Annotated in this window: 17 protein-coding genes; 11 read left to right on the top strand and 6 right to left on the bottom strand. The window is 39.0% G+C overall.

The window, feature by feature from the left end; genetic code table 11:
- Positions 1-199: 199 nt before the first annotated feature.
- A complete protein-coding gene (locus FLM54_RS16910; RefSeq protein WP_178957051.1) occupies positions 200-2,275 on the bottom strand; it encodes a TonB-dependent siderophore receptor in 2,076 nt (691 codons plus the stop codon).
- Positions 2,276-2,437: 162 nt separating this feature from the next.
- On the opposite strand from FLM54_RS16910, the gene FLM54_RS16905 reads away from it, so the two are divergent.
- From FLM54_RS16905 to FLM54_RS16880, 6 genes are all read left to right on the top strand, one after another.
- Entirely contained in the window at positions 2,438-3,064 is a 627-nt protein-coding gene (locus FLM54_RS16905) for a fused MFS/spermidine synthase (protein WP_010388742.1), read from the top strand.
- A complete protein-coding gene (locus FLM54_RS16900; protein WP_178957050.1) occupies positions 3,051-3,947 on the top strand; it encodes a spermidine synthase in 897 nt (298 codons plus the stop codon). Before FLM54_RS16905 ends, FLM54_RS16900 begins: the two co-directional genes overlap by 14 nt.
- 77 nt (positions 3,948-4,024) lie before the next feature.
- Positions 4,025-4,738: a type 1 glutamine amidotransferase gene (locus FLM54_RS16895; RefSeq protein ID WP_178957049.1), complete on the top strand. Its 714-nt coding sequence runs from the start codon at positions 4,025-4,027 to the stop codon at positions 4,736-4,738.
- Between the two features lie 90 nt (positions 4,739-4,828).
- Positions 4,829-5,305, top strand: a complete 477-nt coding sequence (locus tag FLM54_RS16890; protein ID WP_178957048.1) for a MarR family winged helix-turn-helix transcriptional regulator — start codon at positions 4,829-4,831, stop codon at positions 5,303-5,305.
- A 2-nt stretch (positions 5,306-5,307) separates the two neighbouring features.
- A complete protein-coding gene (locus FLM54_RS16885) occupies positions 5,308-6,372 on the top strand; it encodes an HlyD family secretion protein (protein WP_178957047.1) in 1,065 nt (354 codons plus the stop codon).
- A gap of 11 nt (positions 6,373-6,383) precedes the next feature.
- The gene (locus tag FLM54_RS16880; RefSeq protein ID WP_178957046.1) at positions 6,384-7,433 is read left to right on the top strand and encodes a DUF2955 domain-containing protein; all 1,050 of its coding nucleotides are present in this window, start codon (positions 6,384-6,386) and stop codon (positions 7,431-7,433) included.
- Positions 7,434-7,491: 58 nt separating this feature from the next.
- On the opposite strand, the gene arfB is transcribed toward FLM54_RS16880, so the two are convergent.
- Positions 7,492-7,905 carry an alternative ribosome rescue aminoacyl-tRNA hydrolase ArfB gene (arfB, locus tag FLM54_RS16875; RefSeq protein ID WP_010388730.1) on the bottom strand — a complete coding sequence of 138 codons (414 nt, stop codon included), beginning with the start codon at positions 7,903-7,905 and terminating at the stop codon, positions 7,492-7,494.
- A 176-nt stretch (positions 7,906-8,081) separates the two neighbouring features.
- Between arfB and FLM54_RS16870 the strand changes: the two genes are divergently transcribed.
- Positions 8,082-8,411 (top strand): hypothetical protein, encoded by a 330-nt coding sequence (locus FLM54_RS16870; protein ID WP_041709269.1) that lies wholly within the window; start codon positions 8,082-8,084, stop codon positions 8,409-8,411.
- On the opposite strand, the gene FLM54_RS16865 is transcribed toward FLM54_RS16870, so the two are convergent.
- The 3 genes from FLM54_RS16865 to FLM54_RS16855 form a co-directional block, all read right to left on the bottom strand.
- Complete coding sequence (locus FLM54_RS16865) at positions 8,398-11,616, bottom strand: SdrD B-like domain-containing protein (RefSeq protein WP_178957045.1); 3,219 nt, start codon at positions 11,614-11,616, stop codon at positions 8,398-8,400. The two genes, FLM54_RS16870 and FLM54_RS16865, sit on opposite strands and share 14 nt — an antisense overlap.
- Positions 11,617-11,618: 2 nt before the next feature.
- On the bottom strand, positions 11,619-12,386 hold the full coding sequence (locus FLM54_RS16860; protein ID WP_256729747.1) for a hypothetical protein: 768 nt from the start codon (positions 12,384-12,386) through the stop codon (positions 11,619-11,621).
- 129 nt (positions 12,387-12,515) lie between these two features.
- Positions 12,516-13,025, bottom strand: coding sequence for a hypothetical protein (locus tag FLM54_RS16855; protein WP_178957043.1), 510 nt, complete (start codon positions 13,023-13,025; stop codon positions 12,516-12,518).
- Positions 13,026-14,044: 1,019 nt separating this feature from the next.
- On the opposite strand from FLM54_RS16855, the gene FLM54_RS16850 reads away from it, so the two are divergent.
- Genes FLM54_RS16850 through FLM54_RS16840 form a run of 3 tightly spaced genes read left to right on the top strand, consistent with a single transcriptional unit; the run spans position 14,045 to position 16,313 of the window.
- Positions 14,045-14,389 (top strand): hypothetical protein, encoded by a 345-nt coding sequence (locus FLM54_RS16850; RefSeq protein WP_178957042.1) that lies wholly within the window; start codon positions 14,045-14,047, stop codon positions 14,387-14,389.
- On the top strand, positions 14,386-15,975 hold the full coding sequence (locus FLM54_RS16845; RefSeq protein ID WP_178957041.1) for a PepSY-associated TM helix domain-containing protein: 1,590 nt from the start codon (positions 14,386-14,388) through the stop codon (positions 15,973-15,975). Before FLM54_RS16850 ends, FLM54_RS16845 begins: the two co-directional genes overlap by 4 nt.
- Positions 15,972-16,313, top strand: a complete 342-nt coding sequence (locus FLM54_RS16840; RefSeq protein WP_178957040.1) for a DUF3325 domain-containing protein — start codon at positions 15,972-15,974, stop codon at positions 16,311-16,313. The genes FLM54_RS16845 and FLM54_RS16840 overlap by 4 nt, the downstream gene beginning before the upstream one ends.
- A 220-nt stretch (positions 16,314-16,533) precedes the next feature.
- On the opposite strand, the gene FLM54_RS16835 is transcribed toward FLM54_RS16840, so the two are convergent.
- Positions 16,534-17,067 (bottom strand): lipocalin family protein, encoded by a 534-nt coding sequence (locus FLM54_RS16835; protein ID WP_138606440.1) that lies wholly within the window; start codon positions 17,065-17,067, stop codon positions 16,534-16,536.
- A 68-nt stretch (positions 17,068-17,135) separates the two neighbouring features.
- Between FLM54_RS16835 and FLM54_RS16830 the strand changes: the two genes are divergently transcribed.
- The gene (locus FLM54_RS16830; protein ID WP_138606442.1) at positions 17,136-17,591 is read left to right on the top strand and encodes a YaiI/YqxD family protein; all 456 of its coding nucleotides are present in this window, start codon (positions 17,136-17,138) and stop codon (positions 17,589-17,591) included.
- Position 17,592: the final 1 nt, after the last annotated feature.

The following is a 17,592-nucleotide window of genomic DNA, read 5'->3' as shown; positions in this document are numbered from 1 at the left end:
ACAAAAGCCGTATATAAATTATACGGCTTTTTTAATTGCCTTCATATCAATTGAAGAATAACTGTAAAGGGGGTTAACAGCTGCTATGTATTATACAAAACAATAAAAAAAGCGCCTTAACCACTACATTAAGACGCTTTGGATGAAAAGCTAAATAACCAAAGTCGGGTTGAAATAGCTAATCGGGACTATGAAATTGTTAGAATTGATATGCCAATGACATCTTAAATTGAGTAGGCGCACCGGGGTAAACCCATAATGCGTTGTAGCTACTTTGAGCATATTCTTCATCAAAAATATTGTTAACACTGATATTTAACTTGGTGCGCTCGGTTAAGTTTACCTGCCCAAAAATACCAACTAGTTGATAGCTCGGTAAGTTAAATGTTAAATCGGCGGCATCGCCTAATCGCTCACTGGTGTACTGATAACTGGCACCTAGTTCTAGCTCTTTGCCAAGAACGGCCATTTGATGGCTAAGCGTTAGATTTAAGTTATTTTTAGGCACATTGACTAATGGGCTGCCTTTTTTGATTGGCACGCCCCAATCAGCATTTATTATGTCGTTTGCCGTACTGGCATCTATATAAGCGTAAGATAAATTAAACTTTGTATCATCAGTAATATAAGTACTTAAATCGAGTTCAGCACCTTTACTATTTGCTTTACCAATAGGCGCTGAAAAACCAACGTTTACAGGATCGGCTACTAACATATTACTTTTAGTGGCATCAAATAATGCTAGGGTTCCCGTTATGCCTTGGTAGCTAAATTTAGCGCCTACTTCAAATGAGTCACTGTATTCAAAGCCAAATGGGTCGCCATTTGCATCTGTACCACTTAATGGTAAAAAGCCTTCGGAGTAGCTGCTGTATAAGGTTACAGCGTTGTTTAGTTCATATACTAAGCCTACTCGTGGACTTACCTGGCTTTGTGAACTGCTTGAAAGCACACCACTTTTGGTTTCTAAAATGTCTTGATCTACGCTATCGAATCTAAGGCCAACTAATAGCTTAATTTTATCAGTCAGATCCATTTGATCTTGAACGTATATACCATAAGCATCTTGTTGTTCGTTGTTTTCGTAGAGCAAACCTACCTCAGGACGAGCAACGTTATAATTCGGTTGATAAATATCAACTGTGTAAGTGCCATTACCGCCGCGATAACGATAAAGTCCAGTTCGTAAGTCGTATTTGTATGCGTCTGCTCCTATTAATAAGTGATGGGTAATGCCTGCGGTATCAAAATGCCCACTTAGCTCAAATTTAAGGCTAGTATCATCAACTTCATAATCGCGGTAGCGCTGTTGGCGGGTAAGTGTGCGGCCATCATCGAATAATGATTGGCGCGAGGGTGCAAGTTCAGCATCAGACGAAAACCCAGTTAGTGTAGAGCTGCGGTAGTTTGCGCCTACAACGAGTGACCATTCATTGTTTATATCGTGATTTAAAGTTACTTGGTGACCGCGAGAATATACTTGCGTGTCACCATCGTTTGGATTGCCTAAATAGCGTGAGCTAGGAACAGTATTAAAATTATCATTAAGTACAACAACACCACGGTCAAATAGCTGGGCTAAATCAACGTATTCAAATTCATAAGTGATACTGGTTGAAGCGTTTATTTGATGATAAATAGATGGCGTAACCACCTTTTTATGGGTGTACACCTCATCGCGGTAGCTATCGCTATCTTGCCATGCGCCATTTATTCTAAATGCTGTGTTATCGTTAATGCCGTTTGTATAGTCACCTTCAACGCGATTAAAGTTATCACTACCTAAGCTAAGTTTTAGCTCACCCTGTTGCTCAAATTGAGGTTTTTTGGTTACGATATTTACTGTACCGCCGGGTTCTGAGCGCCCGTATAGTGCAGAACCTGGACCTTTTAATACTTCAATGTACTCAATGTTTGATACATCACGAGGGCCGCTGAATCCGCGTCCACCGCTAAAACCATTAATTAAGTAACCCGATGGCATGTTTTCGTTACCCGATAATCCACGAATCGAAAAGCTATCCCATAATGCGCCACTGTTATTTTTACGTGAAATACTGGCAGAAAAATCCAGCGCATCTTGTAATTGAGTTATTCCTTTTTGATCAAGTACCGCGTTATCGAGGGTTTCGATTGATTGTGGCATTTGCTTTTGAGGAATATCGCCTCGGTAAGCTTGTTTATATGTAACCGCAATTTTCTCTATTGGTTGGCTTTGGGCAATGCTTTGTGCGCTTGCACTTAAGCAGGCTAAGTAAATTAATGAGTACTTCATAAAATGCTTTTTGGTAACGTTATATTATAACCAAAACTATAGCATGTGTTACTTTATAACAAAATGTTTTTTTGCGCTCTATGTGTGCGTCTAATTTTTACACTAGCGGCTATACAGCTATCACGTTAAGATGGATGAAAATAACACAATAAGAATAATATAATGTTAACAAAAACAAATGCATTAATTTACTTTTTAGCCTTTAGCAGTGGCTTTAGTATTATGGGAATAGAGCTGTTAGGTGGGCGCATTTTAGCGCCTTACTTTGGCAGTAGCGTACATATCTGGGGCAGTATTATTACGGTATTTATGCTTAGCTTATCATTCGGGTATTTACTGGGAGGGAAGCTGTCTATTCGTCATCCTTCGTTGACCAAATATGGGTTAATCTTTTTAGTTGCCAGTATTATGGTGGTGCCCATTGCTTTGTTTGCTGAGCCAATTATGGCATTTATTTTTTCGCATATTGAAGACAGTCGCTATGGCTCGTTACTCGCCTCAACCGCGTTATTTTTTATACCCACCATTATTTTAGGCATGATCTCGCCCTACTCCGTACGTTTGCTGGTTACCAATAGTGAGCGCAGCGGCCAAGTGGCTGGCGGCCTTTATTTTGTAAGTACCTTAGGCAGTGCGCTGGGCACCATTATTACCTCTTTTTATATGGTACTGGCGTTTGATGTTAACACCATTATTTTAGGTTTTGCTGGTGTGTTGGGCACGCTTGGGCTAATTGCTATTAGCTTTGATAAACTTAAAGTGCGAGAGGCCGTTTATGCACAAGCTTAAATTATTGTTTATTAGTATAATGGCGCTGCTATTTTCAGCTCACAGTATGAGTAATGTTGTGCATAAAGAGCGCTCTTTATACCGAAATCTACTCGTTGAAGAAACTGGCGATTTACGCTGTTTAAAGTTTGATGAAAAAACTCGACAAAGCAGCCAAAGTTGCATGTACATTAGCGACCCTAAAAAACTGGTATTTAATTATACTAAGCTGGCTTTTTCTAGTTTATTACTGATTGATAACCCTAAAAATGTGCTCATTATTGGTTTAGGTGGCGGTACGCTTTCTAATATGATTCATGAGCTATACCCAAAGGCACGCATTGAAAATGTTGAAATAGATCCTTCGGTAATTAAAGTGGCGCGCGATTATTTTAACTTTATAGAAACCGATAACGTAACTGCTAAAGTACAAGATGGGCGTATTTTTATTAAACGTGCGGCGCTTAAAAGCCAGCAATTTGATTGGATTATTTTAGATGCGTTTAATGGCGATTACATTCCTGAGCACCTACTCACAAAAGAGTTTTTTGAAGAAATAAAAAGCGTATTAGCCGAAGGCGGAATTGTTGCTGCTAACACGTTTTCATCAAGTAAACTTTATGAACATGAGTCGGCAACTTATCATGCGGTATTTGGCGATTTTATTAATGTAACAGCCAATAATAATAGTAATCGTATTATTTTAGCCGGTTATAGCAATATCCCTACAGAGCAACAAATAGCGCAGCGGGTGACGCAGCTAGCTCCGTTACTTGCCCCTTATGACGTAGATATAAAGGCAATTAGCCAGCGTATGTTTTTCACCAAAGATGGTAAAGATTGGCCAAGTGATACTAAGGTGCTGACTGATCAATACTCTCCAGCTAATTTACTTAACTTTTAGCGGCTGATATCACATGGTCACTTATATCCGGTGACCCTAGGGTATTATTAAACAGATAATATTTTAAGGAAACGGCAATGCACATTCACTTTATTATTCATGAACATTTTGAAGCGCCAGGCGCTTATGAAGCTTGGGCTAAAATGAATGGCCATACGTTGTCTTATACCCGTATTTATTTAGCTGAACCCTTACCAAAACACACCGATAATATAGACTTTTTAATCGTAATGGGTGGGCCACAATCGCCCGCTACATCGTTTGCAGAATGCCCTTATTTTGATAGTAAAAAAGAACAAGCCTTTATTGCCAGCGCGATCACGGCAAACAAAGTGGTGTTAGGCGTTTGTTTGGGGTCGCAATTAATTGGTGAAGCGTTAGGCGCGACTTATCAACCTAGTCCAGAAAAGGAAATTGGTAAGTTTGCTATTACCCTCACCGATGCAGGCTTGAATCATCCGTTATTTAGCCATTTTGGCAGTGAGCTTAATGTGGGGCATTGGCATAACGATATGCCCGGGCTGACTGCTACGGCCAGTATTATTGCCTATAGCGAAGGTTGTCCAAGGCAAATAGTCGCTTATAGCGATTTAGTATTTGGTTTTCAATGCCACATGGAATTGACCACCGAGGTGGTTACCCTCCTCATTGCCAACGATGATTTAACCAATGCCCATAATTACCGCTTTGTTGAACAGCCCGAAAAGCTCTTAAGTCACGATTATGATGAGATGAACAATAAGCTTTATACTTTCTTAGATAAGCTTGCCGTACACTATTTATCTAAATAATACTTATTTACGTGAAGTTAAAATGCCAATTATTTACTTAGCCTGCTAACTAATGCTAAAATTTGCTGATATTCACAAGTAAGAGTTCCTATGAGTAGCAATATTCCTTTTCATGAAACACTCGATTTAACTTTATGCGGCAATATGGGTCGAGTGCACCGCTTATGTCGAGAAGCGGTAACATTAGCGGTTGAGCCGCTAGGTTTAACTCAGTCGCGCTGGACGGCGATGATTCACTTACATCATTTACCTTTAGGGGCTACGCAGCAAGCGCTGGCGACTAGCTTAGGTATTGAAATGCCCTCATTAACGCGCACCATTAAGCAATTAGAGCTGCAAAATCTAGTTATTCGACAAGTTGATGAACACGATAAACGCAGTAAAAAATTGTACTTTACCGATGAGGGTATAAAGTTATTAGAACACTTAAAAGAGTTAACAAGCGATATTAAACAGCGTTTATATGCAGGTTTAAGCACGGAGCAGCTTGATGGTATGGCGCATAGTTTAGTGCAAATGGAAGAAAACGCGCGGCGTTGTATTGTAAGCTTATCTGGAGATAAATAAGTATGACACCCGATCAAAAATTTGCTCGCTACGTTAAAGTATCGCTCGTTGGTTTTATTGTTGTATTTTTCTATTATATTGTTGCCGATGTATGGCTACCGGTTACGCCACAAGCACGGGTTTACCATCCGGTTGTGCAAATATCGCCGCAAATAAACGGCCGTGTTACCGATGTATTGGTTAGTAATAACCAAACGGTTAAAGCGGGTGATGTATTATTTGAAATAGACAAAAATACTTACCAACTAGCACTTGAGCAAGCGCAGCTCGCGCTTGATGATGCCAAACTGCAAAATAAACGACTTGATACCAACGTAAAAGCGCTGGAGGCACAAATAAGTGCAGCTAACGCTAAATTGCATGAGCAGCAGCTATTAAAAAAGCGTGGCGAAACACTCTACAAACAAAACTCTATTTCGGAGCAAGAGCTTGAAAGCATTCGTGCAAATTTTGCAGCAAGCGAATCTAATTTAGCTGCCTTTGAAGCACAGTTGGCAGAAGCTGTTTTAGCGCGTGGCGATTCAGGGCAAGATAACTTAGCACTGCGCCATGCAGCAAACCAGTTAGCACAAGCTGAGCTTAATTTATCTTATACGCAAGTGCGTGCTTTAAGTGATGGCGTTGTAGCTAATTTACAGTTACTTGAGGGCTCCTATGCGGTTGCGGGTAAGCCATTACTCGCGGTTGTAGCAAAAAAAGCAGATTTGGTAGCCGATTTTCGTGAAAAGTCACTATTAAACATGCAGCCAGGCAGTTTAGCAAAAGTGGTATTTGATAGCCGACCTGGTGAAGTATTCGACGCAAAAATTGAAATATTTGAGGCCGGTGTCAGTGACGGACAACTTAGTGCGAATGGATTGCTTAGCACCACCGAAACCAGCAATCGCTGGGTTCGGGATGCGCAGCGTCAGCGTATTCACTTAGTGCTGCCAAATAACAATCAGCTTATAAATAATATGCCCAGTGGTGCGCGTGCCACTGTGCAGTTACTTCCACAATCGGCTATAGGTCAATGGTTGGGATCAGTACAGATCCGCTTTATTAGTTGGTTACATTACATTTATTAGTGGGGCGAGTAATGACACAACATGTTAGCCAAGCGCCACAACTCGATTCAAATGGTTTACGCCAAGCGCTACGGATTGCTGGCGGCTGCACTATTGGTTTTACTTTGTGCAAGTTAATGAATTGGCCCAATGGAATATTTTTTACAGTTTACCCTATGTTATTACTCGGTTTAGTGCCAAGTATTAACAAAGGCGTGATCCGTCAATTTGTTGCCAGTGCTGCCTACAGTGCGTTTATAGTGCTTATTTTACAGGGCTTACTTTCACACTTGCCGGTGTTAATGACGCTCATTATTTTTGCTAGTTTTTGCGTGTTATTTTACTTAATGAGCTCTGGTGGTGCGTTTTTATTTGGTGCGTTAGGTGCGGTGAGTTTATCGATTCAGTTACATTTTGCCAGTCATGTTGATCAAGCTAGTAGCATTTACCCGCTTATTTTAAGTAATGGTGTGGCTATTTTTATTACTATTATTATTGCGCTCTTGATGCATGGCTTGTTTCCTGACGTGACAGCGCGACCCATGCGCGCTGTATCGCACAAGGATAAAGAAAGTATTCGTCACGAGGTGTTGTTATGTGCCACGGTTGCGACTTTGTCGTTTGTGGTTTTTCAGGTGCTTGATTTGCAAGATTCAATTTCGGCGCAAGCGGCATCTATTTTAATTTTATTTTCGCTGTGTTTTAAAGCGGCGGGCACCGCAAGTTGGCAACGTATTATTGGTACACTGATAGGTTGTAATGCTGCTTTAGTTGCGCAATTGTTTTTGTATAACCATACCGACGTTTTACTTTTTCCGGTGGCTATATTATGGATTTTATCTTTTATATTCAGTCGTTTTCATATTTTAGGTGGTGGTCCACCGGGGGTTGGGTTTGGGGTATTGACCACTTTTGGGATTTTATTTGGTCAGTCGTTAGGCCCTGGGCAAGATTTAATATACAGCGCCATGTATCGATTTAGCTCGGTGGCTGTTGCAGTAACAGTAAGCTTAAGCGCAGTGTATGTAGTGCATCGAATCCTAAACCGATTTAGCGTCACCCGCCATCATACTTATGATTAAATTAAAGGCTGCATTCGCAGTCTTTTTTATGTGCTTAACCAGAGTCAGGTTACTTAAGTTACAGCTTAATATTACCGCGGAGAGCTTTGGTTTGGCCGTGTTTGGTTTTTTTATCCATACGTTTACGCTGTGAGTTACGGCTAGGTTTGGTAGCACGACGTGCCTTATTAACCTTTGTGGCGCTTAAAATTAGATCTTTTAGCCGTTTAAGCGCATCTTCCCTGTTGAGCTCTTGAGTGCGGTGGCTCTGGGCTTTAATTATCAATACCCCTTCTTTGGTGATCCTTGAATCTTTTAAAGCAAGTAATCGTTCTTTATAAAATTCGGGCAATTTAGAGCGGTTTATATCAAAGCGTAAGTGTATAGCACTGGCTACCTTATTAACATTTTGTCCGCCAGCGCCTTGCGAGCGAATAGCGCTTAGCTCTACTTCCCATTCATCAATGGTTACGCTGTTTGAAATAGTTAACATAGTGCCCCGCTCTTTTTGCAAAAAAATGTATTATAACATCAGTACATTGACTTGTGGTGATTCAACTAATTAGATAGGCGGCCATTGCTATTTTCAATCTAATAATTGCTAAATAAACACATAAAAAAGAATTTACTCTACACTTACTATATTGTTTTTTAATTCGCTTTAATTATATGAAACAAATATCTATTTTAATGTCTTTGGTATGTATGCTCGCTATTTCGTATGCTGTTTATGCCAAATCATCTCAAACGTTTAGTGCTGGTGTAATTGCACAAGAACAAGTTTATCCAATTAAAGTGTTACCTTTGGGTAATTTTCAACGCTGTTTTGTTGTTGCTGCGCAAAAAGAAGATGCGCTGTATTCTGCGTGTTATATTAAAAAGAGCGCGCAATCGATTTGGGTTGCCGAATCCGCGGGAGCGCGTTGTGAAATAAAATGTGAGTCGCATTTAAACAGTGATGGCAAAACACAGGTGCAGTACTTTACTACTGATTTATAGCAAAAATGCTGTGCCAAGGTTTCTTTATCGCGGTGGTGAGCCCTTCTATTTGTTTAACCACTTGCTTATCACACGCTGTTTGCTTTGCATTATGCGGCCCTGACAGCATCAAATAATGGGCTTCACCTTTTATTGCTTGCTTTGCTACGAACAGTGATGGATTTTCCCTTAGCAGTTTTTTATTAACTGATTTTTCAGAGGTATATGCACCATACTGGCAAAAGTAAGTCTCAGTTTTTTGGGTTTGCATATCGCCCCACTCCCCTATTTTTCGCCACTGTGGTGAGGCATATCGCCTTACATCAACCATAAAGCTGCCATGAAGCGCCGGTATTGAATAAACATCATTAATGGTTTGCTGTGCTTTAGCTGCATTATTATATGGGCCTGCAACGAGGTAATAGCTATCACGGTTTTCATGTTTATATAACTGCAAAGCATAGGCTGCTTTATCAATTTTATTCGCCACAATAAGTGCCGATTGAAACTTTTTGAATACGCCTAATTGCACAAAATAAGGCGTGTTTTGGTTTGCTTTAGCTGCTGTTGTTGGTTGCTTATTTAAGGTATTAGCGTTATTTGTGTATACAATGATGTCTTGCAGTATTATGGTATCGCCGCTTTTTTCAGTGATGATCTGCTCGGGAAGGTTTTTTATGGTTATGTTTTCTGATAGCTGCTCATTTTTTTCTATTTCAAGAATATAACTTCCTTGAGAAACATTAGAAAAATAATAATAACCATCATATTCAGTGACCGTTGAATAATGTTTTTCGCCGCCCTTTTCTTTAAGTACAACCGTCAGTCCTGCGATAGGTTTACTCTTTTCATTGCTCGATAGATAAATAGTCCCCTCAACCTCGTTGTAGACCACTAAAGGAATATTTACTTTGGTTTGTCCGCCTCTATGAGCTAATGTTTTAATTTTCCCTAAAGAGGGCTGCAAGTAAGGATTAGACAACGAGCGTAAATTAACATCTAAAACCTGGCCACCGTAACTGCTTGGCAGCAAGACCTTTCCGTCATTATTGGTGTATTTATCTCGCCATAGATAGTTGCCAGTAAAATTAACGTCTTGAATTGGCTCATCGCCTTGGTCAAAGATTTCATTTTCATTCCAGTCTATGAACGAACTAACTTCTATTTGCCCGGAATTTAATGAGCGAGGAGTGTCAAAGTTAAAGTCTGCTTCTAAATGATCAAAACTAAATGTGCCATTTAAACCTAAAGATAAGCGCCAATCTCCTTGATTATCAACTTGCCCTGATACTTGTATATTAAATATCTCATGGCGGTATGTATACTGATGACTTAAAAGCGTATTTGCTGCAGAGTTAGACTGATAAGTCAGCTGTGTTTGATTGAAGGTGCTTTGTGTTTGTGGCCAACGTAAACTACTTCTCAAACGAGTAAGTTCTGCGCCATTATTAGTCTGCCAATCTAAGGTGTTGGTCCATTTCCAAGAGGCAATATCCATTGAAGAATAAAGCCGGTTTATTAGGTTATTCGTATCGTCATCATAAAATAGTTGGCTTGACCATGTTCCTCCGATATAACTTTTATTGATACCTAATGAGAGTCGGTTTTTAGTGTTGGTATTTTCACGTACTTCATTGCTCCATCTCATATTCCAGTTAAGGGAGTTAAAGAAATCAGTCCGACCATTTAGGCTCAATAACAGCCTATTTTTGAGTGAGTTCTCTTGTGCTACAAATAAAGCGCTAGAAAAGTCATTAAGGGCACTGTATTCAACATTAACACTGATGTCGTTAAAAAGTGTATCAGAAAGTAGGCCTCTAAAGCCGGCAAAATAAGCATAGCCAGCATCGAGTTGTTTTGTGGCTAGAAAACGGTAACTGCCGTGATCTGTAAGTGTATTTAGCCCCGATGATAGGTAGCTGCTGTTATCTTGGTCAGTTTGCAAATGAGTAACTTGAGCGTCATAAGTGATAAATTCACTAATGCCATATGATAGATTGCTTTTAAAGGAATTGCTCATCGCTGTTGAAGCGTTATTAGATTGATTAAAAACGCTTTTATCTGCTTCTAAAAACTCTACTTGATAGCTTATTTTTCCGGGCGATAGAGCGTCTTGTCCTATTGTATATTTTTGAGTGCGTGTAACTTGCTCGCCTTGTGAGCCAAAAAGTTTAATTTCAAAAATATTGTTGCCGTAAAACGTTTCAACATCGGTAAATCGAACCAAATTTTCGTCGTTAGCTTGAGTAGTGGCAATAAATTGACCATTTCGATACAGCTCCGCTTGCCAGCCCGGTAATGCGGGTTCTTCAATGGTAATGGTTGAAAAGTTTTGTGCCGAATGTGGGTTAGCATTTGAAATATAAAATCCCCGACCTTGATTTGAGCTAGTAATAAGCTGATCTGATTGAGATTGAATATCTCCCAATTGGTAGTGAATGCGTGCCAGTGAGTGATCTTGTTCACTTAAATTAAAGTCTTTAGTTACTTTTAAAAAGGTATTAGCGGTGTTTTCGTTTTTGTTGAATCGTAGTTCAGCTCGATGATGAAATAAGTCAAAGTAGCTATTAAGCCTGAGCAGCCCCTTATAACGATTATTAGACGATTTATAGCTTGCTGATAATGAATATTCAGATACCGGATAGGTCAGCGTTTGGTATTGGTCGTCTATAAAGTGGTCGTATTGCAGTGCTTTGGACTTAATTTGTTTTGTAATACCACTCGTTACTTGGTTGTTATTATAAGTAAGCAAGCTACTAGAAAATGAAACCTGCATCAGTGAGTAATCAAAGCGCGAGTCGGTATTTAAAAGTGTATTTATGACGGATAAATCAACATAGTGGTCGTAGTCATCGACAGCCCACAATGAAACATTTTCTGAGGGGGCTAAAGTTGAGGAAAGCTCAGCATTGAGAACCAGCTCACTTGCGTCAACTTTAGCAGCCAGTGTATTTTGTGACACATTTAAGCTAATTCCCATAGTCGATTTCAGGGCGCTTATGGGCAATAGCAATTTATTTGATTTTGAATAGTAAGCTTCTAAATCAGAGACAACTGAGCGCCCATTTACCCTGACATTTATAATCACAAAAGACTCCTCATCAATAGGCCATTGATAAAGAGTCGGTAACTGCTTTGCGATGATTGCTTTGGGTGCAATTAACAGTAATGTACAAAGTAACAAGCGAGCCGTTATACCGTAGTATAAGGCATTAATGTGTAGCATTTTTATTTGATATTAATGGGAATCGCTAACTCTATTTTACCGCCATAAAGTTCGTTTTCTTTGTAGTTGAGTGTCAAAGGCCCAGTTACTGGGGCTTGTAAAGTGATGTATACCTTGCGACGAGATAGAGGGGTATAAACGGCCACATTGGCTATTTCACCAACCATTACATTATTCTCATCAACTAATTCAAAGTTTCCATACACAGAGCGATTCCCTGTGAGTGTTTGCCAAAATGTTAGAGTCGGGCGCCCATTTTGAGTAATTAATTGCGGGTTTATTAATTCTGAGTCAGCCTCTAATTGGCCATGACGAACAATAACAGGCACGCTGTAAGCAACTTTAGGCCTAATACTTATTCCATCAGCGTCAAGGTTTTGTGATTCAGAGGCTATGATTTTAAGCACCGCTCTGTATTCGCCAACAGCAAGCTCGGCTTTTTTGCGAACGGTCATTCTGATAGCTTGCATCCCTTTGGGTGCAATAGTACCGCGACGTGGTGAAAACCTTAGCATGTTTTTGGCAGAGCGCCCTTCAACTTGTTGTGGGGTAACATCTATAAGCGCTCCTTCTTCGGTCATATCTTTATGGGTAACAACAAGTTTAAAATCGAGATTTTTATTAGAGGTATTGCGGATAAGTAGTGAATTATTTTTAGTACGCCCATCAAAGTATAAACGGTATTCAGACAACGCAAGGTTGGCATTACAAATTTCAGGTAGTAAAAGAGTTAGGCAAAGGGTAGCCCAACAAAAAAGTTTAAGAATCATGGGACAACTCAACAACATGATAATAAAAAGTGGAGCGCGATGCTCCACACATTTTATTTTTAATGCGCAATTACGCAAAAAAAAATAAACTGAGGCTAACTTAGTAAGTTAGCCTCAGCTTTCATAGTCTTATTGGAAAGACACATCTACAGTATAATCTACAGTGTAAGCAGCGCCCGCTGTCAGTGTAGAATCAACCGTCATATCACCATATACACTAACAGTAATATCTGTTGCACTTGCATCAGTAGTGAAAGCAGACGCAACATTGTCAGCAGTTGTTACACTGGTTGTGCCATCTGTAGCCGTTGTTACTGGAGCAAAAGTTAAGTTAGTGCCTGTGCTTCCAGATACAGTAATATTCATTGCTGAATTTGGCGCTAAACCAGATACAGTAATTCCACCTAATTGAATGTTTGCATCTGACGCATCACAGTCACCCGATACAACGCCTGCATTATTCATCGTACAGGTTGAGCTTGTAGATAAACGAATTTTACCAAAGTGAAGTGCGCTATCCTCTGCAAAAGTAGGCTCAGTCCAACCATTTACACTTGCTTGAAATGTTTGGTTAGATGCAAGTAAAGAAGTTGATGAGATTGCTAGTAAAGCGGAAGCTGCAAAGATTTTTTTATTCATAGTTTTTCCATTTTTAAAAATTATTATTTTTTTACTTCCATGCAAGTTAGTTTAGAGGAGAACCCCAATCCATTGTTTCGGATTTAAACACAGTTGTTATCAAAAAGGAATTTTTTGTTAACGCTGTTGCTGTTTTTAGGGTGTTTATGATACAAAATCATTAATTTTAATCAGGAAAATGCAACGAGAAAAATAACACCGATACTAATTTTATTTTAACGCTTGTGGGACTTAGTTTTAGGTTTGGCCAGAGTGGTTCAACTGATGCTGAGCCTATAATGATGTTTATCAATCATTATTTATTTTCCTAGAACTATTATGTAAGGCAGTACTAACGCTTTTTGCCTTAAGCTCTATGCTTAAACGGTAAAAAATCTGCTGCAAGAAGTATGTGAAATGCTCATTAATTGAGCATAAATTACTCATTGTATTTCATCGTCGTATGCATGATTAAAGTCATTACAATTTAAACTCATATATTTAAGATCAGATTTTTACTAACTTACCGCTTTAAAAGTATAAAACTTAATTTTTTACGCACGTTTTTTCAGCGTTTTGCTTCATTTTTAGCTCTCTCAGTTAATCAGTTAGTAAAAAATCGGTTTATATAGGCGATATTTTATACCTTGTTAGTAAAATACTGATCCTAGATTATCTGAAGGATACTTAATGTTTAAAAGGTCTTTGATTATTAACTACTTGTATCAAAACTTCTGTTTGGGCTGTGTAAAAACTCATTAAAAAAAGTGCTTTTAGCTAAATTTTAATTTCATATACTGACGGATGTTTACTGCGGCTATATATATTTCGTCGGTAACAACAACACATCTAGGAAGGCCTTTCCTTATACGTGTTGTTTTATTACTGGTTGTTAATCTTAATGTAGATCAGTATTTAACTAACTCAATTTAATGCTTATCACTGCATTCAAATACAAATAAGAATTACTATCTTTTGTGTTTGTTGGCGTTATAATATCGCCATCTTTTTTAGCTATGTTTAAAAGGAATTTGCAGTATATGCAGGCCTCTAACCGTCTTTTAGACTTTCCCAAACCCGCTTTTTCTATGTTATGGCAATTTATGCAGCGCTTTAACTATGAATTAGCGGTTTTATCGCGTTTTTTTGTCGCCATTGTGGGCGGGTATTTTTTTACTGCCGTCAGTGTGTCGCTGTTAAGTGTTATGGTGCCGGTCTCTAAAGTTGACGCGGTTCTTTTAAGTGTGTCTGCGAGTATTTTAATTTATGCACTGGTGTTTATTTATAGTTTTTATCTTCAGTCGTTAAAAACAGTTTGGATCAGTATTTTACTAAGTATTGCAGTGCAATTTTTTATATTGTCGTTAATGAAGGGATGGTTATGAAAGGGAGTTTTTTTCGCTCAATGACCTGGTTACATACATGGGTAGGTTTACTCGTGTGTTGGTTACTGTATTTAATATTTTTTGCAGGCACCATCAGCTTTTTTAGAGATGAAGTTAGTTTATGGAATCAGCCAAGTATTCATAATATTGAGCAGCAGACAGACCGTATTGGCGCGCAAAAGCGACAAATAATAAGCGGCGTTGATTATTTAAATACCCAAGCACCTAATGCCCCTAATTGGCGTATAACACTCCCAGAAGAGCGTGTACCCTATTTAACGTATGGTTATGCTAAGCCAAAAGAGCCAGGGCAGCGCAGAGCCTCTTTTGAAAACACCCGTATAGATCCAAATACCATGCAGCCTCTAGCACCCTTTGTAGATACCCGAGGGGGAAATTTCTTTTATCGCCTGCATTTTGATTTACATTATATTGATGTAAAAACAGCGCGTTGGATTGTCTGTTTTGCTAGTTTATTTATGCTTATTGCGTTGATATCAGGGATAGTAATTCACAAACGCATTTTTAAAGATATGTTTGTTTTTAGAGCTAATAAAGGCAGTCGTAGCTGGTTAGATGTACATAATTTAAGTTCTGTATTTGCCTTACCGTTTCATTTAATGATTACCTATACCGGCATTATTACTCTGATATTTATGATATTTCCCTACCCCGCGCAAACCGTTTATGAAAATGGAATACGTGGTTTTTTCAATGATGTTTCGCCAAGTAGTCCTGTAACAGAATCATTGCAAGGTACTGCACCTTTAGTGCCTATCAATACTGTTTTAGATCAGGTTTATACTAAGTGGCCAGAGGCTGATATAACTCGGGTAATTATTAATAACCCGAATAAAGCCGCTGCAACTATTATGGTTTTGGTGAGCCCTGGTAAAACATTAAGGGATCAATCACCCCGTTTAATTTTTAGCGGAGCGAGTGGTGAACTTGTTGCTCAAACTGATGATGAACTCACTGGCAGTAAGGCGCTATATGAATCATTAAACTCAATGCATACTGGGCGTTTAGCAGAACCATTATTACGTGTTTTATATTTTTTAGGCGGCATTGCCGGCTGCATAATGATAGCGACAGGCTGCATAATGTGGGCTAAGCGCTTACGCGAAAGAATGAAAAAAAATACTCAGCCATCTTGGGGGCTAAAGCTCGTTGAAGGGTTAAATCTAGGAACATTGATGGGACTACCCTTGGCTACATCGGCTTTCTTTTTGGCTAATCGTTTACTCAGTAAACAGGTTGCTGAGCGCTCGGATAAAGAAATACTCGCTTTCTTTTTAACTTGGCTATGTGTGTTCATCATTGCCTTTGTAAAGCGTGACAAGTTGCAGTGGTGTGTGATGGCTGCCATAAACAGTATTGCTTGCTTTAGTGTGCCACTTGTTAATGCGATAACAACAGAGGGTAATATATTCAGTTACTTGCGTAACGAGCAGTGGGCATTATTTATGTTTGACAGTCTTTTTCTAGCAATTGGTTTGCTGTTTTTGTTACAAACCGAAAAATTACGTACTGCTCTGCAAGCTAAAAAACCAACTCCAATAAATACTCAGGAGCAAAAAGTATGATTGCCTTGCTTCCTTTTAGTTTATGTTTGCTGGCTTTTAACTGCTTTGCGCTGGCTAAGTTTAATCATTTTAAGGATGTTTTTAATAAGCGCCCTACTCAACAGCAGCGTTTGGTTTTATTGAGTGTTGCTTGGATCAGTATTTTACTAAGTTTACTGTTATGTGTTAACGAATTAAAAGGTTATGGTGGTTTGCAATTTTGTGGCTATATGACGTTAAGTGCTTTAATTGTAATGATTTTTTATAGCTTTTTGGTGAGGTTAACTAAACTTTTTAACTTACTCATATTAGTAATATTGGCCATGAGTACGTTATTTTTTGGTTTAAATGGGCTTTAGTTAGTAAAAACCTGATCCCAAAAAATAGGCTAAATTGCGGAAAAAAATGGCAAGCCATCAGGCTTGCCAATTAAAAAAGGGGGATTGTCATTATGTCTTCACCTGCCTGTCTATTTGCAGATGCGGCTAATATAGCCTTGCTTTATTTAACTTACCTTACAGTAAGGTGATCGTTTTATTACAGCTAAGGTTATTTGTCATACTCTCATGTAAACCCCCTTTACAGCGGTTTTTGATTTACCCAAATAATTTCGTCAGTTGCAAACCCAAGCGCCTTTACTTGGCTTAAAAAGTGCTGCTTAAGCTCTTTGCTTACTGTTGGTGTGCGTGATAAAAACCATAAGTAATCTTTGCTATAACTGGTAATAAAGGCATATTGATAATCAGGTTGGTCGAGCTCAAAAATAATATAGGCACCATAAAACGGCCCAAAAAATGACACTTTAAAATGCCCTGTATCGGTGTTTTCTACAAATTTAGCTAAGCCTTCGGCTTCGTCCCACTGCTGATCTTTGCTAATAAATCCTTTGTTTAATACCTTTACCGTTCCATCATCGTTAATTGAGTAGGTGGCTGTTACTTGTTCCATCCCTTGTTCAAAAGAGTGGTCTAATCGTGCTATCTCATACCACTTGCCTTGGTACTTTTCTAAATCAAAGTTTTTAACAGGGGTTATTCCTTCCGGTGCGCTGGTACAGGCACTGAGTAAAAACATAGCAGTAATAAATAATGCGGTTTTAAAAGCGAGTTTCATGTTGTTTCCTTTTCTTTAGAAATTGCTATAGGATCGCTCTAATACTAAAGCAATTTAAAGAACTTAGCATGAAAATTTGGGTTGATGCTGACGCTTGTCCGGTGGTAATAAAAGAAATTTTATTTAGAGCTGCAGAGCGTACGCATACAGAAACAATACTGGTTGCAAATCATGCCATGCGCATTCCACCATCAAAATTTATTAGCCGACTGCAAGTGTCATCAGGCTTTGATGTGGCTGATGATGAAATAGTTAAACGAGTTGAAAAGGGTGATTTAGTGATCACTGGAGATATTCCGCTAGCTAGCGAAGTGATTGATAACGGCGGCCAAGCGCTTAATCCGCGCGGTGAGCTTTACACCACTGAAAACATTCGCTCCTTACTAAATGTACGCGACTTTATGGATACTATGCGCTCAAGCGGCGTAGAAATGAGTGGTGGGCCGCCTCCGTTAAGCCAAAGTGACAGACAAAACTTTGCTAACAACCTTGACCGTATTTTAGCGCAAAATAAGAGTAGTTAAG

This window comes from Pseudoalteromonas sp. Scap25 (genome assembly GCF_013394125.1).
Classification (GTDB): domain Bacteria; phylum Pseudomonadota; class Gammaproteobacteria; order Enterobacterales; family Alteromonadaceae; genus Pseudoalteromonas.
Note: the sequence above shows the minus strand (reverse complement) of the source record. Positions and strands in the feature narration are given on the sequence as shown.